Annotated in this window: 15 protein-coding genes and 1 tRNA gene; 10 read left to right on the top strand and 6 right to left on the bottom strand. The window is 62.7% G+C overall.

From position 1 onward, the window contains the following. Window positions 1-122 precede the first annotated feature (122 nt). Window positions 123-1,040, bottom strand: a complete 918-nt coding sequence (locus tag U0L91_RS03680) for a LysR family transcriptional regulator (protein WP_330044881.1) — start codon at window positions 1,038-1,040, stop codon at window positions 123-125. A 232-nt stretch (window positions 1,041-1,272) separates the two neighbouring features. Between U0L91_RS03680 and U0L91_RS03675 the strand changes: the two genes are divergently transcribed. From U0L91_RS03675 to U0L91_RS03660, 4 genes are all read left to right on the top strand, one after another. Beyond that, complete coding sequence (locus U0L91_RS03675) at window positions 1,273-2,310, top strand: LacI family DNA-binding transcriptional regulator (protein ID WP_330044880.1); 1,038 nt, start codon at window positions 1,273-1,275, stop codon at window positions 2,308-2,310. Between the two features lie 260 nt (window positions 2,311-2,570). Then, window positions 2,571-4,652, top strand: coding sequence for an alpha-galactosidase (locus U0L91_RS03670; protein ID WP_330044879.1), 2,082 nt, complete (start codon window positions 2,571-2,573; stop codon window positions 4,650-4,652). Between the two features lie 51 nt (window positions 4,653-4,703). Further along, window positions 4,704-6,083 (top strand): melibiose:sodium transporter MelB, encoded by a 1,380-nt coding sequence (gene melB, locus U0L91_RS03665; protein WP_330044878.1) that lies wholly within the window; start codon window positions 4,704-4,706, stop codon window positions 6,081-6,083. Window positions 6,084-6,117: 34 nt separating this feature from the next. Beyond that, a complete protein-coding gene (locus U0L91_RS03660) occupies window positions 6,118-8,073 on the top strand; it encodes a beta-galactosidase (RefSeq protein WP_330044877.1) in 1,956 nt (651 codons plus the stop codon). A 91-nt stretch (window positions 8,074-8,164) separates the two neighbouring features. Here U0L91_RS03660 and U0L91_RS03655 read toward each other — a convergent pair whose 3' ends face one another. Continuing rightward, window positions 8,165-8,500, bottom strand: coding sequence for a DUF3795 domain-containing protein (locus tag U0L91_RS03655; protein ID WP_330044876.1), 336 nt, complete (start codon window positions 8,498-8,500; stop codon window positions 8,165-8,167). Window positions 8,501-8,863: 363 nt separating this feature from the next. Here U0L91_RS03655 and U0L91_RS03650 point away from each other — a divergent pair, with 363 nt between their 5' ends. Next, entirely contained in the window at window positions 8,864-9,388 is a 525-nt protein-coding gene (locus tag U0L91_RS03650; RefSeq protein ID WP_330044875.1) for a HEAT repeat domain-containing protein, read from the top strand. A 161-nt stretch (window positions 9,389-9,549) separates the two neighbouring features. Here the strand turns inward: U0L91_RS03650 and U0L91_RS03645 are convergent, their stop codons facing one another. Next, the gene (locus U0L91_RS03645; RefSeq protein WP_330044874.1) at window positions 9,550-10,218 is read right to left on the bottom strand and encodes a lysoplasmalogenase family protein; all 669 of its coding nucleotides are present in this window, start codon (window positions 10,216-10,218) and stop codon (window positions 9,550-9,552) included. 273 nt (window positions 10,219-10,491) lie between these two features. Beyond that, window positions 10,492-10,567 (bottom strand) — tRNA-Met (locus tag U0L91_RS03640). 179 nt (window positions 10,568-10,746) lie between these two features. Between U0L91_RS03640 and U0L91_RS03635 the strand changes: the two genes are divergently transcribed. Both U0L91_RS03635 and U0L91_RS03630 read left to right on the top strand, forming a co-directional pair. Continuing rightward, entirely contained in the window at window positions 10,747-13,419 is a 2,673-nt protein-coding gene (locus U0L91_RS03635; RefSeq protein WP_330044873.1) for a translation factor GTPase family protein, read from the top strand. Between the two features lie 29 nt (window positions 13,420-13,448). Then, the gene (locus U0L91_RS03630) at window positions 13,449-15,308 is read left to right on the top strand and encodes a hypothetical protein (protein ID WP_330044872.1); all 1,860 of its coding nucleotides are present in this window, start codon (window positions 13,449-13,451) and stop codon (window positions 15,306-15,308) included. A 43-nt stretch (window positions 15,309-15,351) separates the two neighbouring features. Here the strand turns inward: U0L91_RS03630 and eno are convergent, their stop codons facing one another. Next, window positions 15,352-16,647 (bottom strand): phosphopyruvate hydratase, encoded by a 1,296-nt coding sequence (eno, locus tag U0L91_RS03625; RefSeq protein ID WP_330044871.1) that lies wholly within the window; start codon window positions 16,645-16,647, stop codon window positions 15,352-15,354. 323 nt (window positions 16,648-16,970) lie between these two features. On the opposite strand from eno, the gene licT reads away from it, so the two are divergent. Further along, window positions 16,971-17,834, top strand: coding sequence for a BglG family transcription antiterminator LicT (gene licT, locus U0L91_RS03620; protein WP_330044870.1), 864 nt, complete (start codon window positions 16,971-16,973; stop codon window positions 17,832-17,834). Window positions 17,835-17,972: 138 nt separating this feature from the next. Then, on the top strand, window positions 17,973-20,105 hold the full coding sequence (locus tag U0L91_RS03615; protein ID WP_330044869.1) for a PTS sugar transporter subunit IIABC: 2,133 nt from the start codon (window positions 17,973-17,975) through the stop codon (window positions 20,103-20,105). A gap of 54 nt (window positions 20,106-20,159) precedes the next feature. Here U0L91_RS03615 and U0L91_RS03610 read toward each other — a convergent pair whose 3' ends face one another. Then, entirely contained in the window at window positions 20,160-21,008 is an 849-nt protein-coding gene (locus U0L91_RS03610; protein ID WP_330044868.1) for a YihY/virulence factor BrkB family protein, read from the bottom strand. Between the two features lie 208 nt (window positions 21,009-21,216). Between U0L91_RS03610 and U0L91_RS03605 the strand changes: the two genes are divergently transcribed. Next, a complete protein-coding gene (locus U0L91_RS03605) occupies window positions 21,217-23,781 on the top strand; it encodes an InlB B-repeat-containing protein (RefSeq protein ID WP_330044867.1) in 2,565 nt (854 codons plus the stop codon). The last annotated feature ends 28 nt before the right edge of the window (window positions 23,782-23,809 follow it).

The raw sequence follows: 23,809 nt of genomic DNA, 5'->3' as shown, positions 1-23,809 counted from the left end.
GCCGCACAAGGCGGCGGAAATTGTTGTCAGAACCGTTTTTCAGTATACCGGCGGGACGGAGATCTGTAAAATACCGAAAAACAGTGGTTTGCCATAGATGCAGTCTATGGCAAACCGCTGTGTTACTCGTGGCGGTCCTGCCCGACGGCATACCGCTTCAGCGCCTCGATATAGCGGATGCCGAAAGGACCCGGCCCCACCTGGCTGTGGGTGATGTACCCGATTTCCATCGCATCGTCCACCGCCAGCGGGACGGCCACAATGTTTTTGCCGTTCAGCTCCTCGTTGATGACGCCGCTGCAGATGGTATAGCCGTTGAGTCCGATCAGCAGGTTGAACAGGGTGGCCCGGTCGGAAACCAGAATATCCTTTTTGCTCTCCCGGGTGCTCAAAATTTCCTCCGAGAAATAGAAGGAATTGTGCTCTCCCTGCTCATAGGATAACCGTGGGTAGGGTTCCAGGTCCTGCAGCGTCACGACGCTTTTGCCGGCCAGCGGGCTGAAACTGCTCACAAACACATGGGGCCTGGCGATGAAGAGCCGGTGAAATTTCAGACGGTTTTCCCGCAGGGTCTTGCGCAGCACCGTTTCATTGAAGCGGTTCAGGTAGAGCACCCCGACCTCGCTGCGCAGCTTTGCGACATCCTCGATCAGCTCATAGGTCTGGGTTTCCCGGATGCGGAAGTCGTATTCCTCCCCGCCATACCGTTTCAGAAGATCCACGAAGGCTTCCACCGCGAAGGAATAGTGCTGGGTGGACACACAGAACTGGTGCTTGACCTGGGCGGCCCCGAGGTACCGTTCCTCGATCAGGCGGGTCTGCTCCATCACCTGGCGGGCGTACCCCAGAAACTCCTCCCCCTCCGCAGTGAGCAGGATGCCCTTGTTGGTGCGCCTGAAGATCGTGATGCCCAGTTCGCCTTCCAGCTCCTTGATGGCGGCGGTCAGGCTGGGCTGCGCCATATACAGCCGCTTGGCCGCCTCGCTGATCGTGCCGGCTTCGGCCACCGTCACCACATATTTTAATTGCAAAAGTGTCATCGGTTTTCCTCCTGAGCCGGGCAAGATGCCGTTATCGTATCACGTTGCGGGAGCAAATGCAACCGGAACCGCCCCCGCCGGCCGCAGGATGCCCGTTGCGGGGCGGAAGTTTTCCCGCTTTTGTCCGACAAAGTCTTGTATGCCAGGACAAAATACGGTAAAATGGTTGGTAAACCAAAAACCGATGATTTACCTTCTGCCCGTCGGGCAGATTGAATACAGGAGTATGGTCATGGTAACACTGAAAGAGATTGCCCGGATGGCCGGGGTTTCCCCGGCCACCGTATCCCGGGTACTCAACCAGGACCCCACCCTCAGTGTGATGGATGATACCCGGCAGCGGGTGCTGCGTACAGCCCAGGAACTGGGCTATCAGACCGTGCAGCAGCGATACCAGGCGGCCCACCAGCAAGAGGCGCCGGAGCCCCCCATCTGGGAAAAGCGGATCGGCATTGCCCAGATGTTTGAAACACAGCAGCTCTTGGAGGACATCTACTATCTGATGCTCAAAAACGTGCTGGATGAGGTGTGCTTTGCCCGCCACTGGAGCACCTGCACCCTGCTGCGCAACGAAGAGGGCCATTTTGTCAAGAATGACGATCTGCCCCTGGACGGCATCGTGGCCATCGGCCGGTTCACCCAGGGGGAGATTGACGATTTCCACCGCTACACCCAGAGCCTGGTTTTTCTGGACTCCACCCCCGACGAGGAAAAATATTACAGCATTGTGCCCAACTACCAGCTGGCGGTGCGGCAGGTGCTCCAGTGCCTGTGGAAGCACGGGTATGAGCGGATCGCCTATCTGGGCAGCGTCTACACCTTCGGGCCCAAGAAAGAGCTCACGATGGACCCCCGCTTTTACTATTACAAAAACACCCTGCGGGAACGGGGCTGCTTTGAGGAGGACCTCGTGCTGGACTGCGAGATGAACTCGGCCAGCAGCTATGCCCTCATGCGGGCCTACCTCAGCGAGGGCAAAAAGCTGCCCGGGGCGATCTTTGCGGCCAGCGACGTTGTGGCGCCCGGACTGCTGCGGGCGCTGCGGGAGTTCGGGTTCCAGGTGCCCCGGGATGTGGGGATCATCACCTTCAACAACACCAGCCTTTCCCGGCTGGCCCAGCCGCCTCTGGACTCGGTGGAGGTGTTTTTGCGGGAAAACGCCGATTCGGCGGCCATCTGCCTGGAACAGCTCTGGCAGAAAAAGACCCACCCCAAACAGATCATCATTTCCTGCCGGCTGGAAGAGCGGGGCAGCGTGCGGGACCAGTAACCCGACATCATCAGAAAATCCGACGCAGAAGAGAGTTTCTCTTCTGCGTTTTTTGCATAAATACCGAAGGTCATTTTAGTAAACATTTTACAAACTTACTCGATTATAGGTAAAAGTATTAGTAAATTCGTTGACACCGGGGATTTTGAGTGTTACCATTTTCATGAAAGAGAAAAAAGAACGTAAAGCCATTGTATAAAACCGGAAAAAATGTATAAACCCGGCAAAAAATATCGTAGAAAGACAGGGAGAAATAAGCGATGAGCATTGTGGTTGGAACGAAGAACGACGTATTCCTGCTCAGCACCGAGAACACCAGTTACGCTTTCGGCATTGACGACCGGGGTCTGGTACGGCATCTGTACTGGGGGAAAAAGCTGACCTCGGCGGAGGATCTCGAGATGCCCGTCCTGACCGAGGTGTCCACCAACGACCCGGTGTTTGAGATCACGCCGGAGGAGTTCCCGGTCCACGGAGGGCTGCGCTACAAAGAGCACTGCCTGAAGGCCACCTTCGCCGACGGCACGCGGGAGCTGGTGTACCAGTACTGCGGCTACGACCTGGAGGAAGGGGAGGACTGGGAAGAGCTGGTGATCCACCTGAAGGACGAGCACTACGCCTTCACCATGGATCTGCACTACAAGCTCTATCCCCGGTACGATTTGATGGAGCGCAGCGTCGTGGTGAAAAACGAGATGGAAGAGCCCATCCAGATCGAGCAGCTGCACAGCGCCCAGTTCCACATTCCCTATGAAAACCTGAATTTCTCCAATGTGCATGGCCACTGGGGGGCCGAGGAACAGCAGTTCACCCAGCGGGTGAGCTACGGCAAGATTCTGATCGAGAACCGCCGGGGCACCTCCAGCCACAACCACAACCCCTACTTCATCCTGGACCGGGACGCCACCGAGACCACCGGTGAAGTCTTTTTCGGGGCGCTGCGGATGACCGGCAATTTCAGCGGCGTGGTGGAGCAGACTCCCTACGGGGAGACCCTGGTCCAGATGGGCATCAATCCCCACGACTGTCTTTTGCAGCTGGCCCCGGGGCAGAGCCTGCGCGCCCCGGCCATCCTCTGCGGTTATTCGGCCACCGGCTTTGAGACGATGTCCCACAACCTGCACCGCTTTGCCCTGGACCATATCATGAGCAAGGGACTGCGCCCGGTGCTGTACAACTCCTGGGAGGCCACCGAGTTCCATGTGAACTGCCAGGACCAGATCAAGCTGGCCAACAAGGCCAAGGAGCTGGGGGCGGAACTGTTCGTGCTGGACGACGGCTGGTTCGGCGAGCGGCACAGCATCCAGAACGGTCTGGGCGACTGGTATGTGAACGAGGGCAAGTTCCCCAACGGGCTGGAGGAGCTCATCGACGCCGTGAAGGGGCTGGACATGAAGTTCGGCATCTGGGTGGAGCCGGAGATGGTCAACCCCAAGGCCCAGCTCTACCAGGAACACCCCGACTGGATCTATCACTATGACACCCGCGTGACCGATACCTCCCGGGTACAGTATGTCCTCAACGTCACCAAGCCGGAGGTGCAGGAGTTCATCTACAACATGCTGGACAACCTGCTCACCCGGTATGACATCGACTATATCAAGTGGGACGCCAACCGCCCCATCTCCCAGACCGGCCCCCAGCGGGACATCTGGTACAAGCACATCCAGGTCATCTACGGCATCGTCACCGCACTGAAGAAAAAGCATCCCGACGTCCTGTTTGAGGCCTGCGCCTCGGGCGGCGGACGGATCGACTACGGCATTCTGGGCATCTTTGACGACTTCTGGACCAGCGACAACACCGATGCCTACGACCGGCTGTATATCCAGAATTCCTACTCCCGCATCTACCCCATCAAGGCCATGCGGGCCTGGGTCACCGACTGCCCCAACTTCCTTTCGGGCCGGATGATCCCGCTGACCTTCCGCTACCACAGCGCCATGATGGGCAGCCTGGGGATCGGCTGCAACATCCTGAAGTTCACCCCGGAGGAAGTGGAACTGTCCCAGAAGATGATCCGCCAGTACAAGGAGATCCGGCCCATCATCCAGGAAGGGACCTTCTACCGGCTGGACAATCCCAGCGCCGATTCGTATTTCCTGTATGAGTATCTGAAGGAGGACAAGGGCGTGCTCTTTGCCTTCCTGCCCCAGAGCAAGGTGGGCCACCGCGGCACCACCATCCGGCTGCGGGGACTGGAGGAGAACGCACGGTACACCCTCCACACCTCCCAGGGCGACATCACCAAGAGCGGAAGCTATCTTATGGGTCACGGACTGCCCCTGCGCCTGAGCGGCGACTACGCCAGTGCGCTGGTGCAGTTTGAAAAAAATCAGTAAATCCCCTGCGAAAAACTGGCTTGAAAGAAATGGATGGAGGTATCACGTATCATGAAACAATCAATGGGAAGGAAACTGTGTTTTGGCGTGGGCGGCCTTGGCAAGGACCTGTGTTACGCCATGATCAGCACCTATCTGACCATCTATCTCACCGACACCATCGGCCTGGCGCCCCTGTTTGTGGGCAACCTGTTCCTGGTGGCCCGTGTCTGGGACGCGGTGAATGACCCCATGATGGGCTTCATTGTGGACAACACCCGCACCCGCTGGGGCAAATTCCGCCCCTGGATCTTCATCGGCACCATCATCAATGCGGTCATCCTGGTGCTGCTGTTCCGGGGCCCGGATCTGAGCGGCTTTGCCCAGTACGCCTACTATTCGGTCATGTACATCCTCTGGGGCATGACCTACACCATCATGGACATCCCCTACTGGTCCATGCTGCCCTCGATGTCCTCCACCAAGGAGGAGCGGGACTCCATGTCCGTCATTCCCCGCATCTTCGCCAGCTCTGCCTGGCTGCTGGTGGGTGCTTTCGGCCTGGCCCTGATCAAGTATCTGGGCAACGGCAATGAAGCCCAGGGCTATGCCCGCACCGCCGTCGTGGTGGCTGTGGTCTTTGTGGTCACCCTGATGGTCACGGTCATCTTCTCCCGGGACCGCAGCAGCATGGAAGCTGCCACCAGCAAAAAGACCCAGCGCACCTCTCTGAAATACGCCATCCACGTCATCACCGGCAACGATCAGCTGAAGGTGTATATCGGCGTGGTGCTGGCCTACAACCTCGTTGTGCAGCTGGCCGGCGGTATGGCGCTGTATTACTTCAAGTACGTCACGATGGATGACGGTCTGTTCCCCTATTTCACCACGGCGGCCTCCCTGGCGGAGATGGGCGCCCTGTTCCTGTTCCCCCTGTTCTCCCGGTTCATGTCCAAGAAGTCGGTGTTCGCGCTGGCCAGCTTCACCCCGGCCATCGGCCTGCTGGGCCTGCTTGCGGTGGGCGTTGTGGCGCCGGAGAACATTCCTCTCACCATCGTCTGCGGCCTGTTCTATAAGTTCGGTTCCGGCCTGACCCTGGGCGCCACCACCGTCATGCTGGCCGATGTCATCGACTACGGCGAAGTCAAGCTGGGCACCCGCAACGAGAGCATTGTGGCCTCCTTCCAGACCCTGCTGGTCAAGACCGCTTCCGCCGTGGCCGGCTGGCTCATCGGCGTGGGCCTGACCATCTTCGGCTATGTGGAGAACGTGCCCCAGACCGCCGAGACCATCATGGGCATGCGCGTCCTGATGGGCGTGGTGCCCTCGGTCATCACCGTGCTGGCCTTTGTGATCTATGTGGGCGGCTACAAGCTGGACGGCAGCGTGCTGGAGAGTGTGGCCAGCCAGCTGCAGGCCAAGAGAGCCGCTGAGACCGTCGAGGCGGAATAACCCCCCCAAAAAAAACCATGCAAGAGGAACCGGTATGTATCTTGGTGTAGATTATTATCCCGAACAGTGGGACCCCGCCATGCTGGAACAGGACCTGGACAACATCCGGGAACTGGGCTGCAATGCGATCCGCATCGGCGAGTTCGGCTGGCACATCATGGAAAAGACCGAAGGACAGTTTGACTTTTCCTTCTTCGATCATGTGATTGATCGGGCCAGAGCCCGGGGATTGCAGGTCGTGATGGGGACCCCCACCGCCGCCATTCCCGCCTGGCTGGCCAAAAAGCATCCGGGCATCCTCTCCCGCTTTGAGGACGGGTCGCCCCGCGCCTTCGGCGGGCGGCATGTGTACTGCTTCAACAGCAGGGAACTGTATGCCTATTCCGAGCGGATCATCCGGGCGCTGGCCCGGCACTACCGGGACGAGCCTGCCATCGTGGCCTGGCAGATCGACAACGAACTCGGCCATGAGGGCAGTGACGTCTGTTACTGCCCCCAGTGCCGGGATGCCTTCCGGGCGTATCTGCGCCGGAAATTTAACGGGGACATCGACGCATTGAACGAGACCTACGGCACCACCTTCTGGAGCCAGGAATACAACGACTTTGACGAGATTCCCCTGCCCGCCCGCACCATCACCACCCACAACCCGGCCCTGCGGCTGGACTGGGAGCGGTTCCGCAGCGAGAGCATCCGCAGGTTTGCGCAGTTCCAGTGCGACCTGCTGCGGGAGATCCTGCCCGGGGCGGTCATCATCCACGACTTCCCCGGCGGCGGGCTGGCCAAACATGTGGATTACTCCCAGGTGGCCCAGCCGCTGACGGTGGCCGCCTACAACAACTACCCGGTGTGGGGCGGCCAGCGGGAACCGCTGCCCTCCAACGAGATTGCCTTCGGGCTGGACTACATCCGGGGCTTGCGGCAGCAGAACTTCTGGATTACCGAGGCCATCATGGGGGCCCAGGGCCATGACGTCACCGGCTTTTCCCCCCGGCCCAACCAGGCCCGGCTGTGGGCCTGCCAGGGCATGGCCCGCGGGTGCGAGTCTCTCTTCTTCTTTCGTTACCGGGGCGCCACCAAGGGCGCCGAGCAGTTCTGCTACGGCATCCTGGACGCCGACAACCGGAAGCGGAGAAAATATTACGAGGTGCAGAGCTTCTTTCAGGAGATCTGCCGGTATGCGCCCCAGCTGGAAACGCCCCTCTGTGCCGAGGCAGCCATCCTCTACGACTACGACTCCCTGGCAGCGTTCCGCATCCAGCGCCAGAGCCTGACGCTGGACTGTGAGCGGGAGATGAAAAAGTACCACAAATTCTTCTATGACCGGAATATTCCGGTGGACGTGATCCCCGCACGGGCCGACTTTGCCGGCTACAAGGTGGTCATTCTGCCCCAGATGATCGTCACCGATCCCCGGCTCCAGGCGCGGCTCAAGGCGTTCGTGGAGCAGGGCGGCATCGCGCTGCTCACCTACCGGGACTTTGTCAAGGACCTGGACAACAACCTGGTGTTCGGCAAACCGCTGCCCCTGGACTTTGACGATTTCGCAGGGGTCTGTGTGGCAGAGACCGAGAGCCTGCAGGAAGGCCAGTCCTTCCCCCTGGAAGGCGAAGGCGATTGGGCGGGTGCCCGGGGTCAGGGAGGCATCTTCCGCGATCTGCTGGTGTGCCGCGATGCCCAGGTGCTGCTGCGCTACCGGGACGACTTCTATGGGGAATATGCGGCACTCACCCGCAAGGCGCAGCAGAAAGGCTGGGTCTATTACCTCGGCTGCGGGGCGGACGAGCCCCTGCTGACCCGGCTGCTGGAGGAACTCTGTGCCAGGCAGGGCCTGGCCGGGGAGTCCTCGGCCCCCGGGGTGGAAGTGGTGTACCGCGGCAGCGGCCGGGACCGCATCCGCCTGGTGATGAACCACAACCCCCGGCCGGCGGCGTACGAGGACCAGACGCTGGCTCCCTTCCAGTGCTGCATCAGCCCGGCCGAAGAGTAAACGAAAGCCCCCGGAAAGCTCCGCTTTCCGGGGGTATTTTTCCTGTTCGGGGACCGGCCAAACGACCGAACTGGCCAGTGCGGTTCCTTCCTCAGAGTTTGCCGCAGGCACCGGTCCAGGCCGCCGCACGTTCCAGAAAATCGTCGTAGCCGTGGGCACGGATAAAGGCGATGGACTGTTGGTATTTTCTGTATTTGTACCCGGCATGGTTGTGAAATGCCTGGATGATGGGGCAACCGTCATAGGCGGCGCAGTCGGCGCAGGAGATCTGGTTTTTGCCGATACAGCACACCTTGATCCTGCATTTTGCCTTTGCCAGATCACGCGAACCGTCGGCGTACCCCATTTTGCACCCCTTGCAGGTTCTGCCGTTTTCCCGGCAGGTTTTGCAGTATGCTCCGCAGCAGCCGATTTCGAGCGTTCCCATCCTGACAGCCCCGCTTCCTTTTTTGATCCTGTTTTCCTGGTATTTGCCGGTCGGACCCGCCGGAACCGCTCCCGCCGTTCCTGTCAAAGGAAGTATATCATCTTTGGAAGCGCCTGTGGGGAACTTTCCCAAAAATGATTGCCGTACTAAGAACGCCTGCCCGGGTGGCGCCGGATTTCGGGGGAAGTCCGGGACGGTCGTTGCAGGCGTTCTGGAGGCAAGTCCAAATCAGCGCTATTTGACGATCTTCCTCTCCCCTGCTATGATAGAATTGCCCGGCACAGAGGGGGTGTCCCATCCGCGATGCAGATGGTGACTCAACAAGCGAACCCGGTTTCTTAGGATTTACAGGAGAAAACAATCATGACAATCCAACAGATCATCGACGACAAATCCATCAAGCGCCTGGAAAAGCGGACGGCCATCGTGCAAGGTATCCTTGACGGGCGCTTTGATTTTTCCGCAGTTTCTGAGGCCTGTTCATTTTTGCCCGAAAAAAAGATTTCCCTTTTGCTCGAAGCCATTGAAGAGGTGAGCCGTTCCAAAGAGGTTGTCCTCGAAGAAAGGTATCGGAAACTGTCAGAAAGCTATCTCCTGTCTTCCGATCCTTCTTGCAAACGGGAAGCTTCCAGAATCGTCGGAAATCTTGCGGCCGCTTATCCGGAGGATCTTGACGATGCCATAACCGCCTTGTTGCAGAATGCGGACTCGGATGGAACGGTGATCCGGTGGGCAAGCGCTTACGCCCTGTCCCGCATTGTTCTCCTCCCGCACTATGCAAAGGGGCCTTTGTTTGAGCAAATCTCCAACTTGTACGAAAAAGAAAAGGAAAACGGCGTCAGGAACCAGTATGGGAAAGCGTTGAAAAAAGCGGAAAAGCTCCGATAAGCGCACGGACGGTCCCGGCCATGGACCGCAGAGATTCCTGCCGCTTTTCGCCACTTGAAATCAGCAAGCCGGTCAGCCATTCGGTTGACCGGCTTTTTTTGGCGTTCCTGAAAAGGAATTGGTTCCAACAGCTGCTGCAACGTGATCGGGCGTCCCCGTTCTCAGACCGCAAGGCTGACTGAGATCAGAAACATCGCATAGTAGTAGGTCAAAAGATTGGCGACGTGCACGGCAGGGTGCTTGGAAGAGTAAAAATACAAAAACAGGATCAGCAGATCCGAAATCCAAAACAGCACCGCCCCTGCCAGCACCAGAAAGCACCAGAGCTGGCCGATGCCAAAGGCCAGCTGCAGTCCCTTGCCCAGCAGTGCCGAGACAAAAGCTGCATAAAGCACCACCCAAGGGCGCATCCGCCCGGTCTGCATTCCCGGCATGCCGGACAGCGCCGCCGCGCCGCCGGCCCCCAGCACCGCGGCCAGCGGCACCGGCCAGCCCATGGGCTGCATCCGGCACAGGCCCCATACAAACAGGGTATGTCCGGCCAGAAAGGCCGCCAGTCCGACCAAAAACAGGCCCGGACGGCGCAGGTTGTTGTAGAGCGCCAGCACCACATCCCCCACCACACAGCACAGCAGCGCCGGCAGTAATTGCCAGAAGGCTTCGGGACGGTTGCCCAGGGCAGCGCACACCGCCGCCACAGCCACAAAGCAGAGGCTGCACAGCGTTTTTTCGGGCAGATAGCCCCGACCCGGCAGGCGCAGCCGCCGCACCAACAGCCACAGGGCGGCGGTGTAGACCACTCCCATTCCGACGATATACGGTATGTTCATAGGCCGCGCCTCCTTTGCATTGTTTCACTTTCAGTATAAGCAAAAAACGCCTGACCGTCAATTTGTGCCCTGCCCAAAAATCCGGCACAGCCTTTGGCTACCCTGTGAATCTCCGGTTTCAGGCCCTACCGATCGGGACTGCCGCACCAGAAAATCCTCCCTGTTTCCGCCGCAGGCGATGGTCGCATTTTCTTCCCAACGAGCACACTCGCCGGTCTCATAACCCGAAAAGCACAACAAAAAGCCGGTCAACCATTCGGTTGACCGGCTTAGTGGTTGCGGGGACAGGACTTGAACCTGCGACCTCCGGGTTATGAGCCCGACGAGCTACCATCTGCTCTACCCCGCGATATAGGCGCCTCTCTTTTGAGTGCCTAATCAGTATAGCATGCAGAGATGTGGATGTCAAGAGTTTTTTGAAAAAATTTCCGGTGCGCGGAGCCGGGCGGGGCGAAAGAAAAGGTTGAATCGCAGCGAAAAAACAGGTACTATATTGTAAGTAAGGACGACATACAGGGGTTAGGAACGATGAAACGATTGGTCATAGGGGTTTTGGCCCATGTTGACAGCGGCAAGACAACGCTGTCCGAAGCGATGCTCTACCAGGCCGGGGCCATCCGGCGGCTGGGCCGGGTGGATCACCGGGATGCCTATCTGGACACAAACGCGCTGGAACGGGCGCGGGGCATCACGATTTTTGCCAAGCAGGCGGTATTCACGCTGCCGGGCGCCGAGGACGGCAGCCGTGAGGAGACGCAGATCACGCTGCTGGACACGCCGGGCCATGTGGATTTTTCGGCCGAGGCGGAGCGCACGCTGCAGGTGCTGGACTATGCGATCCTTGTCATCTCGGGCACCGACGGCGTGCAGAGTCACACCGCCACGCTGTGGCGGCTGCTGGCGCGGTACCATGTTCCGACCTTTCTGTTTGTCAACAAGATGGATCTTCCGGGAGCGGACCCGGCGCTGCGGCTGCGCGAGCTGCGGGGGCGGTTCGGGGACGGCTGTGTGGATTTTTCCCACTTTACCGCACCGTCCGACCGGGCCGAGGCGCTGGCACTGTGCAGCGAACCGCTGATGGAATCGGTGCTGGCGTGCGGCGAGCCCGCCCGGGAGGATCTGGTGACGGCCATTGCCCGGCGTCAGGTCTTTCCCTGCTATTTCGGGGCGGCGCTGCGGCTGGACGGCATTGACGAATTGCTGACCGGACTGCAGCGGGACACCCGGATGCCCCCGGCGGCCCCGGCGTTCGGCGCCCAGGTGTTCAAGATCGGTTCGGATGAACAGGGTGCCCGGCTGACCTATCTGAAGGTGACGGGCGGGGTGCTGAAAGTCAAGGACCCGCTGTGTTCGCGGCCGGATGCCCGGGTCAGTTTTGAAGAAAAGGCGGACCAGTTGCGGCTGTATTCGGGCAGCAAGTTCCGGCTGATCAGCGAGGCGCCGGCCGGGACGGTCTGTGCCGTGACGGGGCTGACCCGGACCTATCCCGGGGAAGGGCTGGGGGCGCAGCCCGACGCGGTGCTGCCCATTCTGGAACCGGTCCTGCATTACCGGGTGGAGCTTCCCGAGGGAGCCGATCCCCACCAGGCACTGCGGGCGCTGCGCACCCTGGAGGACGAGGACCCGCAGCTGCATGTGGTGTGGAACGATGCGCTGGCCGAGATCCATCTGCAGCTGATGGGGGAAGTCCAGCTGGAGATTCTGCAGAGCGTCCTGCACGACCGGTTCGGGCTGGATGTCCGGTTCGGCGAGGGCGGCATCCTCTACAAGGAGACCCTCTCGGGTGCCGTGGAGGGCGTGGGGCACTACGAGCCGCTGCGCCACTATGCCGAGGTGCACCTGCTGCTTGAGCCGGGAGCCCGGGGCAGCGGTCTGCAGTTCGAGAGCATCTGCCGCACCGACGCGCTGGACCTGAACTGGCAGCGGCTGATCCTGACCCATCTGGCCGAGCGGAGTCATCCCGGCGTCCTGGCGGGGGCCCCGCTGACCGATGTGAAAATCACGCTGACGGCGGGCAAGGCCCACCTCAAGCACACCGAGGGCGGAGACTTCCGGCAGGCCACCTACCGCGCCGTGCGGCAGGGGCTGCGGACGGCCGCGGCCCAGGGAAAGATGGTTCTGCTGGAGCCGTGGTATGATTTCCGGCTGGAGGTGCCGCAGGACTGTGTGGGCAAGGCCATGGCCGATTTGCAGCGCCGCTGCGCGACCTTCTCGACCCCCGGCGAGGACAGCGGGATGGCGGTGCTGACCGGAGAGGCGCCGGTGTCCGAGATGCGGGGCTGTGCGCGGGAGGTGACCGCCTACACCCGCGGCGCCGGACGGCTGAGCTGTATTCCCAAGGGATACGCGCCCTGCCACAACACCGAGGCCGTGCTGGCCGCCATCGGGTACGATGCCGACGCCGACGTGGAGAACCCCGCCGACTCGGTGTTCTGCAGCCACGGGGCCGGGTACCTGGTCAGATGGGACGAGGTGCCCGCCCACGCCCACATTTCGGGCGGGCTGGGCCGCCGGGCCCCCGGCGCGCAGGATGAGGCCGACCCCGAGGAGAGCGAAGCGCCGTCCGCCTCGGCCCGCCGCCGGGCGGACGCCTACCGCGGCACGCTGGAGCAGGACAAGGAGCTGCTGGCCATCTTTGAACGCACCTACGGTCCGATCCGCCGCCGCGGCGAACAGGCCGGAAAAGCCGGCGACCTGGCGGTGCGCCGGGCATTCCGGTCCGCGGCCGCCCCGGCGCCGTCCAAACCCGCCGAGCCGGTGCCCTCCGGCCCGGAATACCTGTTGGTGGACGGATACAACGTGATCTTTGCATGGGAGGACCTGCGCCGCATTGCCGCCGACAACCTGGACGCGGCACGGCGGCGGCTGATGGATATTCTGTGCAACTATGCCGGGTACCGCAAATGCGTGCCGATCCTGGTCTTTGACGCCTACCGGGTCAAGGGCGGGGTGCGGGCCGTCGAGACCTGGCACAACCTGCACGTCATCTACACCCGGGAGGCCGAGACCGCCGACATGTTCATCGAGCGTGCCACCCACGAGCTGGCACGCAAGCACCGGGTGCGGGTGGTGAGTTCGGACGGTGCCGAACAGATCATCATTCTGGGCAACGGTGCCCTGCGCGTCTCGGCCCACGCCTTTGAGAAGGAAGTGCAGGCCGTGGATGCCGAGATCCGGGAATTCCTGCAGGAATCCCGGTGATATTCTGAAGGAAAAGGAACGCTTCGTTTATGGATTTTATGTTGAGCCGGTCCACGATCGTCCGTGCCCAGTGGGCAGGGTCCGCCGTACAGCGGGCCGTGGACCGCTTTTGCCGTGATCTGGCCATGACGCTCTCCCCCACCGACATTGCGCCGGTCAACCGCATCATGATCTGTCTGGCTCCGACGCTGCCCGCCGAGAGCTACACCATGGACGTGACCGAGGATCTGCTGACGCTGTGCGCCGCCGATGATCTGGGTGCGGTGTACGCGCTGCTGGATCTGAGCCGGGAATATCTGGGCATTCATCCGTTCTGGTACTGGAATGACCAGCGGTTTGAACCGCGGCCCTTTGCGATGGTGCCGGCCATGCGCACCGCGGGCCAGACCGACGGGGTGGCGCTGCGGGGCTGGGACCTGTCCGACGCACCGCTGCTGTCGGCCTGGGCCAACGAGACCAACCAGGGCTGGGAGATGGCCTTTGAAGCGCTGCTGCGCTGCCACGGAAACGTCGTGCGGACCCGGTGCTGTGCCGAGCTGGCCGCCGCGATGGGTCTGCGGCTGATGCAGGACCCCGAGGCCCCGCTGAACGCCCCCATGCAGCCGGTGGAGACGCAGGACCCCGCGGCACGCCGCGCCCTGTGGGAGCAGGCAGTGCGCGACCAGAAATCGCTGCCCCGTGTCTGGACGCTGGGCTGCGGGCCGGTGACCCGCAGCACCGATCCGCAGGCGCTGAGCGAGGCCATCGGTCAGCAGTATGACGCGATCCGCGCCGCCGTGCCGGGGGCGCCGGTCTGTCTGCCGCTTGAGGGGGAGGCCGCCGCGCTGTACCAGGAGGGCCTGCTGACGCTGCCCGCCGACCTGGTGCCGGTGCTGACCGCCCGGGGCAGCGACAGCGATGCCGGCGGGCCGGGACCAGCCGACCGGCACGGGCTGCGCCTTTCGCTGTGCAGCCGCGATCCGCTGACCGGCAACCCGCTGACCCCGCTGCCCGGCGGTGACCAGCGTCTCTGCCGTGCCCTGCAGAGTGCCTGGCGCGGCGGGGTGCGGGCGCTCTGGATGCTGGGCGTCGGCGATCTGCGGCCCCATCTGCAGGCGCTGGACCTGGCGGGCGCACTGTGGCGCCGCCCCGACACCGACCCCGATGCCCGCCGGGCCGCCTACCTGCGGGCCACCTTCCGGGCGCCGGACGGCTGGGCGCTGACCGACAGTGCCCTGTCCGACATGGCGCTGTGTCTGCGCGTCTGGGCCGAGAGCACCGTCTGCTGCGGCGACCCGCCGCAGCCGGTGGGCGAAAACTATCTGAGCCGGTGCACCCGGATTCTGGCCTGTGCCTGGCTGTGCGGCCAGACCGACCGCGAGGCGCAGGCCGCCGCGCCGGTGCTGGGCAGCTGGCCCTTTGGGGAGCAGCTGGCCGAGTTCCGCGAGACCTGCGAAAAATCGCTGGAAAGCTTTGAAACGCTGCTGTCCGGCTGCTCCTACGCGGGGCGCGGCACCACCGCCGTGTGGGGCGAGCAGGTGCTGTTCGGCGTCCGGCTGACCGTCTATTCCCTGCGGGGTGCGGTGCGGTTCTGCCGTGCCTACGAGCAGTTCTGTGACGGGGATTACCGCGGCTGCTTTGTCACGCTGGGGCGCAGTGCCGATGATTTCGGCGCTGCGGCGGCGCTGACCCAGGGCGGCGACGGACGCTGGGCCGGCTTTTATGCGGGCGGCAGCGTCGGGATTGCCGCCACCGCCCGGCTGCTGGCCACCCTGCTGGCCGTGCCCCGGGCCGCCGGGGATGGTCCCGACTATACCGAATGGCAGAAATCGGTGCCCGGTGCCGGCGAGGCGCCGCTGGCCGACTTTGCCCTGTACCGGATGATGATCCGCACCGGACAGGAATCCTGACTCTGCACGGCGCCGTTGGAAGTTCCGACGGCGCCGCGTTGTGTTATCTGCGGCGCGGCAAAGCGGCCGCACCGGCGTAGACCGCCGCGGCGCCGAGTTCCTGCTCGATGCGCAGCAGCCGGTTGTATTTGGCCACCCGCTCGCTGCGGCAGGGGGCGCCGGTCTTGATCTGGCAGGTGTTGAGCGCCACGGCCAGGTCGGCGATGGTGGTATCCTCGGTCTCGCCGGAACGGTGGGAGACCACCGCCGTGTAGCCGTTGCGCTGGGCCAGCCGGATGGCGTCCAGCGTCTCGGTCACGGTGCCGATCTGGTTGAGTTTGATGAGGATGGAGTTGCCGCAGCCGCGGGCGATGCCCTCGGCCAGGCGCTGGGTGTTGGTCACAAACAGGTCATCCCCCACCAGCTGCACCCGGTCCCCCAGCGTCCGGGTCAGCTGCTGCCAGCCTTCCCAGTCCTCCTCGTCCAGCGGGTCCTCGATGGAGCGGATGGGGTACCGCTCGGCCAGCTGCTGCCAGTGCCCGATGAGTTCCGCCCCCGTGCAGCACCGCCCGCTCTTGGGCAGACGGTACTGGCCGGGGCGCTCACCCTTCCACTCGCTGGCCGCCGCGTCGATGGCCAGCACAAAGTCCCGCCCCGGCGTGTAGCCCGCCGCCCGGATGGCGTCGAGGATGCACTCGACGGCCGCCTCGTCGCCGTCCAGGTCGGGCGCAAAACCGCCCTCATCCCCGACGGCGGTGCTCAGGCCGCGGCTGCGCAGCAATTCGGCCAGCGCGTGGTAGACCTCGGTGCACCAGCGCAGCGCCTCGCGGAAACTGGGCGCCCCGACCGGCATGATCATGAATTCCTGGGTGTCCACCGTGTTGGCCGCATGGACCCCGCCGTTGAGAATGTTCATCATCGGCACCGGCAGGCAGCAGGCGGACGCCCCGCCCAGGAACCGGTAGAGCGGCAGACGCAGCGCCGCACTGGCCGCCCGCGCCGCCGCGATGGAGACCGCCAGCATGGCGTTGGCGCCCAGCACCGATTTGTCGCGGCTGCCGTCGGCGCGCAGCATTGCCCCGTCCACGGCATAGAGGTCGGCGGCATTGCGGCCGGCCAGCGCCTTGTCGATGACGGTATGGACGCCCGCAACGGCCTTGAGGACGCCCTTGCCGCCATACCGCGTCATATCGCCGTCGCGGAGTTCCAGCGCCTCAAATTCCCCCGTCGAGGCGCCCGACGGTGCGGCGCCCCGGCCCACCGTCCCGTCGGCCAGCCGGACGGCGGCCTCGACGGTGGGGTTCCCGCGGGAATCCAGGATCTCCCGCGCAGTCACCTGTTCAATTTCCAAGTACGGCATTGTATTTCCTTCCTTTCGCTCGTCCTGGGCTTAGTCTGCCCCGCCGGGCGCCGTCCTACACCTGCCCTGTTCATTCTGCCGAAACGCCCGGGGCGAAATTGAGCAGCCTGACGAAAATTCTGTCGCTTCTGCGGGAATGATTGACTTTCCCATCCTGTCGTGCTATGATTTTGCCAGATAAAGTTTCGATGCCTCAATGGCATGCGTTGGATTGTTACCGGTGATGCGGGCTAGACCAACTCCGTCGTACTTTCTGCTTGAAGCAGCGTGTCTGATGGGGCTGGCTATTTTTTTTCACGTTGCGCACGATGGAGGCGAACTGGGTGCGAATCAAAAAGGTCATCAACAACAACGTCCTGTGCGTCATTGACGAAAAAGGAAGCGAGATGATCGTAACCGGCCGCGGCCTGGGATTCGGGCGCAAGACCGGGCAGTTCGTGGACCCCGGCGCCGTCGAAAAGGTGTACCGCATGGAGGACAAGGCCGGGCAGCGGCGGCTGCGGGAACTGGTCGAACAGATCCCGCTGGAGCATCTGCGCCTGACCGAGGAGATGATCTCCGAGATCCGGACGGCGGTGCATCAGCCGCTGAATGAGTCGCTGCTCATCACGCTGGCCGACCACATCAGCTTTGCCATCCAGCGCAAACAGCAGGGCATTGAGTTCAAGAACCCTCTTGCGGGCAGCATCCTGTGCTACTACCCGACCGAGTATCAGCTCGGGCAGCGCTGCCTGGCGATGATCCGGCAGCGGTTCGGCGTGGAGCTCAACCCCGACGAGGCCGCCTTTATCGCACTGCACATCGTCAATGCCGAGCTCAACACCGACATGAGCGAAATGTACGACATCACCCGTCTGATTGACGGCGTGATTCAGGTGGTGGAGTATTTTTACCGCGACCGCGGCCGGTTTGACCGGGAATCCCTGGCGTTCAACCGGTTTGTGGTGCATCTGCGCTACTTTGCGCAGCGGCTGTTCCAGGACAAACTGATGACGGACGACGGCGAGGAGAACGACGCTGCCTTCCGCGCCCTGATTGCCCGCAGCTGCCGCGAACATTACAAATGCGCGCAGTGCGTGGCGGAGTACATCCGCAATACCTGGCACAAAACGCTTTCGGAGGAGGAGCTCGTCTATCTGACCATCCACCTCAAACGGGTCTCCGGCGATCTGCGGGAACCCACCTGACAATGCAAACGTATGGATAGTGACTGCATCCTGGCAATGTAGGCTAGACCTGTATCACCCTGTTCCGGGCAACCGGCACGGGGAGGTATGGGTCTGTTTTTATATAGACCGTCAAATCAAAACCAAGGAGGATTCGGAATGAAAGACAAGATTTTCGGCGTTCTGCAGCGTGTTGGCCGTTCCTTCATGCTGCCCATCGCCCTGCTGCCGGTTGCGGGTCTGCTGCTCGGCATCGGCAGTTCCTTCACCAATGAGACGATGCTGGCCACCTACGGCCTGTCCGGCGTCATCCACCAGGGCACCGTGATCTACACGGTGCTGGACATCATGAACCAGTGCGGCAGCGCGGTGTTCAACAACCTGGCCCTGCTGTTCGCGATGGGCGTTGCCATCGGCATGGCCAAGAAGGAGAAGGAGGTCGCCGCCCTGTCCGGCGCCATCGCCTACCTGGTCATGAACACCGCCATCAGCGCGATGATCAACGCCAACGGCGGCGTTGAGGCCATGCCCGCCAACACCACCACCTCGATGCTGGGCATCACCACCCTGCAGATGGGCGTCTTTGGCGGCATCCTGGTCGGCCTTGGCGTCGCGGCGCTGCACAACCGCTTCTACAAGACCCAGCTGCCGCAGGTGCTCTCCTTCTTCGGCGGCACCCGGTTCGTGCCCATCGTCTGCACGGCCGTCTATCTGGTCGTCGGCATCCTGATGTTCTATGTCTGGCCGGTGGTCCAGACCGGCATCAGCATGCTGGGCAACCTCGTCATCAGCTCGGGCTATGTGGGCACCTGGATCTACGGCCTGGTGGAGCGCGCGCTGATCCCCTTCGGCCTGCACCATGTGTTCTATATGCCCTTCTGGCAGACAGCAGTCGGCGGCACCGCCGTCATCGACGGCGTCACCGTCCAGGGCGCCCAGAACATCTTCTTCGCCGAGCTGGCTTCCCGCAGCACGACGGTCTTCTCGGTCGAGGCAACCCGCTTTATGGCCGGTAAGTTCCCGCTGATGATCTTCGGCCTGCCCGGCGCCGCCCTGGCCATGTACCGCGCCGCCCGTCCCCAGAAGCGCAAGGTCGTCGCCGGCCTGCTGCTCTCAGCCGCGCTGACCTCGATGCTGACCGGCATCACCGAGCCCCTCGAATTCACCTTCCTCTTTGTGGCCCCCGCCATGTACGCGGTCCACTGCGTCTATGCGGGCCTGTCCTACATGCTCATGCACATCCTCAACGTGGGTGTCGGCATGACCTTCTCGGGCGGCCTGATCGACCTGACGCTGTTCGGCATCCTGCAGGGCAACGCCAAGACTCACTGGGTCTGGGTCGTCGTGGTCGGCGTGTTCTACTTCGTGCTGTACTACTTCACCTTCTACTTCATGATCACCAAGATGAACCTCAAGACCCCCGGCCGTGAGGATGACGACGAGGAAACCAAGCTGTACACCCGTGCCGACTTCAAGGAAAAGACCGGCGTGGGCCCCGACGCCGCCGGCGCCAAGAGCTCCGACACGACCTCGGCGCTGATTCTGCGCGGTCTGGGCGGCAAGGCCAATCTGTCCGATGTGGACTGCTGCGCCACCCGTCTGCGTGTGACGGTGGTTGACCCCAACCAGGTCAGTGACGCCCTGCTGCGCCAGAGCGGTGCCTCCGGCGTGATCCGCAAGGGCAACGGCATCCAGGTTGTCTACGGTCCGCAGGTTGCCGTCATCAAGTCCAACCTGGTGGATTACATGGAAACCTCCGCTGCCAACGCCCCGGCCGTGATCCCTGCCCCGGCCGCACCCGCAGCCCCCGCCGAGCCCGCCAAGCCCGAGACCCCCGTCCAGCCCGTCGTGCTGGGCGCGCACCTGACCGGCACCGTCGTGCCGATGGCCGAAGTCAAGGATGAGGCGTTCTCCTCCTGCGCCCTGGGCGAGGGCGTGGCCATCGAGCCCACCGAGGGCAAGCTCTTTGCCCCGGCCGACGCCGTCGTGGACAACCTCTTCGACACCTGCCATGCCATCGGTCTGGTGACCGACACCGGTGTGGAAGTGCTGCTGCACATCGGCATTGACACCGTCAAGCTGGGCGGCAAACACTTCACGGCCCACGTCAAGACCGGGCAGAAGGTCCGCAAGGGCGATCTGCTGATCAGCTTTGACCTGGACGCCATCCGCACCGAAGGGTACCTGTGCACCACCCCGATGATCATCTGCAACACCGACGACTATCATGCCGTCAAACCGGTTGCCTCGGGCAGCATCAAGGCCGGTGCGGACCTGCTCCGCGTCGAGTAATCCCCTGCCGGCAAAAGGCCGGGCCTTCCCAAGGAAGGCCCGGCCTTTTTGGTTTCAGAGCTGCGGGTAATGCTGGAGAGCCGCATTGATGGCGGCGCCGAGGAACAGCAGGTTGATGATGACGTAGAGCCACAGGATGATCAGGATGACCGCCGTCAGCGAGCCGTAGATGTAGGAGAGCTTCCAGAAATGCAGGATATAGAACGAGAAGATGCGGGAAAAGACCAGCCACCCCACGGTGGCAAAGATGGCCCCGGCCAGCTGGCTGCGCAGCGTGCGGCGGCCGCCCGGCACGAAGGTGTAGATCAGCAGCACGATGAGCAGGATGACCGGCACGATGACCGGCTGGCTGTAGCTGAGGATGCGGCGCAGCGTTTCGAGCAGGGCCCCGGTGCCGATATACTGGGTCACAAAGCGGCTGAGAGGCGGGAACACCGACCGCAGCCCCTGCAGCAGCACGATGACCAGCAGGACCACCTCGAAGGCGACGGTGTAGACGATGGCGAGCAGCCGGTCATAGAAGCGGCACCGGGCGCCGGGCGTGAGCCGCTGCAGGCCTTTCTGGATGGCGGCCATGCCGCCCGAGGCCGAGAACAGCGTGGTGACCGCCGCAAAGGACGCGACAAAGGTGGTGGACTGGGCACTGAGGTTGTTCAGCAGGTCCAGCACGGTCTGCTGGATTTCCGGCACCTGGGGCAGGAAGCGGCAGAGCAGGTCGGTGAGGTCGGCGATGGAGTAGTCGGGCATATGGTTGACCAGCACCATGATCCAGATCAGCAGCGGGAAGGATGCCGTGATCAGGAACAGCGTGGCACAGCCGGCAAAAACCGGCATGTCCTGGTCGAGAAAGACGCGCAGTGCGCGCAGCGCCACCATTCTGGCGCGGTAGGTCCGGTATTTCATGGATCACTCTCCGTGTGGGGGCAGGTTTCTTTGTATTCATTATAGTATCTGCGGGGGTCGAAATCAACGCTGTGCGGTCATTGGCGTTTTTTTACAAAAAACAGCACACATTTTCGGCAGCTTTCCGAAAATGCCGGGAACCCGTGCCTTTTGGGGTCCGGCGTCGTATACTGGAACCAAACCCAAGAAAAACAGGAGGGATGTACAGATGAAAAAGACTGCGTTGCTGCTCCTGACCCTGGCAGCGGCTTTCAGTGTGGCGGCGGCCCCGCCGGCACTCGGCGAGGAAGCGGTCGGGAGTGCGCAGCAGGCCGCGGTCCAGGCGGAGGAAACCCTGACCTACGCCGTGCCGGACACCAACATTGTGCTGACCTGCTCGGTCATCCTGGACGAGGAGGCCGGGCACGCCCTGGAAGTGACCGGCTGCAACGACGATGCCGCCGGCATCCTGCGGATTCCCGAACAGATCAACGGTCTGCCCGTCAGGGTGCTGGACTGGAGCAGCCTGACCCGCGTGCACGACCTGGTGGGCATCATCGTGCCGGAAGGCGTCGAAACGCTGACCAGCTTTTTCTTCACGACGGGACGGCTGCAGTTCATCTATCTGCCCGCCTCGCTGCGCAGCATTGAGGAGGTGTTCCCGGTCTCCTGGCCCAACGCCCCCACCGAGATCTTCTTCGGCGGCACCGAGGACCAGACCTTCGAGACCTGGCGGCAGGACAGCACGCTGAACGTCGGGCTGTTCACGACCTACACCTCGGTTTCGCCCGCCGAAGGGGTCAAGATCTACTACAATGTGGACCCGTCCCGCCTGTGCACCGTGACCCTTGAGACGAACGGCAGAACCCCCGACTGGTATTCCGAGAAATACTATCTCGGGGACCCGTCGGCGCTGTGCTACGGCTACCTGGGCGGCGTGACGGATGCAGAGTTCCTGGGCTGGTTCACCGCCCCCACCGGCGGCGAGGAGGTCACCAAGGACAGCCCGCTGGCCGTGGCCGGGGACCACACGATCTACGCCCACTACCGTGAGGACGACGAGGCGCACTACACCGGCTGGAAGACCGAGAACGGCAAACAGTTCTGGTATGAAAACGGTGTCAAGCAGGGCACGACGGGCCGCGGCAAGGAGATCTACGACCCCGATTCGGACGCCTGGTACTGGCTGGACGCGATCCAGGGCGGCGCCAAGGCCGTCGACAAAGAGGTCTACATGGACTACGAGGGCATGCAGGGCGACCCCAAGTGGGTGCGCTACGATCCCGACGGCCGGATGGTCAAGGGCTGGTACACCAATGAAAACGGCACCTACTACTATGACCTGATCTCCGGTGCGATGACCAAGGGCGACATCCTGCTGGAGGGCGTCCACTACGGCTTTGACACCGCGACCGGCGTGATGCTCGACAAGGCCTGGCTGACGATTGACGGCGGCGATTACTGGTACGAAGGCGGCATCCGCCAGGGCTGCCGGCTCAATGCCGACGGCACGCCGGACCTGAGCTACCGCGGCAAGGAGATCTATGATCCCGCGTCGGACGCCTGGTACTGGCTGGACAATGTGGACTGCGGCAAGAAGGCGGTGTCCAAGGATGTCTACATGGAATCCGAGGCGGGCGCCTGGGCGGACCGCCCCGACGGCACCGGCAAATGGGTGCGGTACGACGCCGAGGGCCGGATGATCAAGGGCGAGCACTGCCAGAACGGCAGCTGGTACCGGTTTGACCCGATCTACGGGTCGATGATCAAGGGCTGGTACACCGAGGGCAGCAACAGCTGGTACTATGACCGTGTGACCGGCGTGATGCAGCACGGGGCCCTGGTGCTGGACGGCTGGACCTACTATCTGGACAACTGGACCGGCCTTCTGACCGCCAAGACCTACGGCGTCGGGGCGGCATGGCATTCCCGCGGGGAGGTCGAGGGGTATCTGGGGTCGCTGGCGGTCTCCTCGTCGGTGCCGCAGATGGCCCGGGCCGCCAACCTGAACGCCCCCTATGACGCCGGCGCCCTGACCGACGACAGCCAGCAGAAGGCGCTGAACGTCGTCAAGGCGATCCGCTATCTGGCGGGGCTGAGCACCGATGTCGTGATTGACGCCTCGATGGCCGACCAGGCGCAGCATGCCGCGATGGTCAGCGCCGCCAACGGGATGCTGTCCCACTCGCCGATCTGCCCGTCCGGCATGGACAGCGCGACCTGGAATCTGGCCGCGGCGGGGGCTTCGCGCAGCAATCTGTCCTACACCATGCGGCTCAATGAACCGATGTACAACATCATCATGCGCTGGATGGCCGACTCCAGCATCTCCAACATCCAGGACCTGGGGCACCGCCGCTGGATTCTCAACCCCAGCATGGGGCGGACCGGGTTCGGCTGGGTGTCCTCCAGAGAGTACGGCACCTTTGCGGCGATGTATGCGATTGACCACAGCAACCAGGCGGACGCCGACCTGACCGGTGTGGCCTGGCCCGGTATGCAGATGCCGACCGGCTACTTCTCGGACGGCGCGTGGAGTTACTCGGCCGGGCGGACGCTCAACCGCAGCGATGTGACGGTCACGTTGACCCGCACCTCCGGCACGCCGGCCAGCTGGAACTTCTCGGCGTCGGGCAGCGACGGAGCCTTCTATGTGAGCAACGGCGGCTACGGGCTGCGCGGCTGCGTGATCTTTATCCCGTCCGGCCTGACCGCCCGCGCCGGAGACAGCTTCCGCGTCGTGATCCGCAATGGCGGGGAGCTGCTGGCCGATTACCCCGTCGAATTCTTCTGAGACTTTCATCCAAAAACGCCGGCCGGGC

Origin of the sequence: Gemmiger sp. (assembly GCF_036306485.1) — a bacterium.
GTDB lineage: Bacteria > Bacillota > Clostridia > Oscillospirales > Ruminococcaceae > Gemmiger.
Note: the sequence above shows the minus strand (reverse complement) of the source record. Positions and strands in the feature narration are given on the sequence as shown.

Excerpts from the sequence above, each read along its gene's own strand:
- U0L91_RS03680 (WP_330044881.1), bottom strand. The coding sequence starts at position 1,040 with ATGACACTTTTGCAATTAAAATATGTGGTGACGGTGGCCGAAGCCGGC.
- U0L91_RS03675 (WP_330044880.1), top strand. The coding sequence starts at position 1,273 with ATGGTAACACTGAAAGAGATTGCCCGGATGGCCGGGGTTTCCCCGGCC.
- U0L91_RS03615 (WP_330044869.1), top strand. The coding sequence starts at position 17,973 with ATGAAAGACAAGATTTTCGGCGTTCTGCAGCGTGTTGGCCGTTCCTTC.
- U0L91_RS03645 (WP_330044874.1), bottom strand. The coding sequence starts at position 10,218 with ATGAACATACCGTATATCGTCGGAATGGGAGTGGTCTACACCGCCGCC.
- U0L91_RS03660 (WP_330044877.1), top strand. The coding sequence starts at position 6,118 with ATGTATCTTGGTGTAGATTATTATCCCGAACAGTGGGACCCCGCCATG.
- U0L91_RS03650 (WP_330044875.1), top strand. The coding sequence starts at position 8,864 with ATGACAATCCAACAGATCATCGACGACAAATCCATCAAGCGCCTGGAA.
- U0L91_RS03610 (WP_330044868.1), bottom strand. The coding sequence starts at position 21,008 with ATGAAATACCGGACCTACCGCGCCAGAATGGTGGCGCTGCGCGCACTG.
- melB (WP_330044878.1), top strand. The coding sequence starts at position 4,704 with ATGAAACAATCAATGGGAAGGAAACTGTGTTTTGGCGTGGGCGGCCTT.
- U0L91_RS03630 (WP_330044872.1), top strand. The coding sequence starts at position 13,449 with ATGGATTTTATGTTGAGCCGGTCCACGATCGTCCGTGCCCAGTGGGCA.
- U0L91_RS03670 (WP_330044879.1), top strand. The coding sequence starts at position 2,571 with ATGAGCATTGTGGTTGGAACGAAGAACGACGTATTCCTGCTCAGCACC.
- U0L91_RS03655 (WP_330044876.1), bottom strand. The coding sequence starts at position 8,500 with ATGGGAACGCTCGAAATCGGCTGCTGCGGAGCATACTGCAAAACCTGC.
- eno (WP_330044871.1), bottom strand. The coding sequence starts at position 16,647 with ATGCCGTACTTGGAAATTGAACAGGTGACTGCGCGGGAGATCCTGGAT.
- U0L91_RS03605 (WP_330044867.1), top strand. The coding sequence starts at position 21,217 with ATGAAAAAGACTGCGTTGCTGCTCCTGACCCTGGCAGCGGCTTTCAGT.
- U0L91_RS03635 (WP_330044873.1), top strand. The coding sequence starts at position 10,747 with ATGAAACGATTGGTCATAGGGGTTTTGGCCCATGTTGACAGCGGCAAG.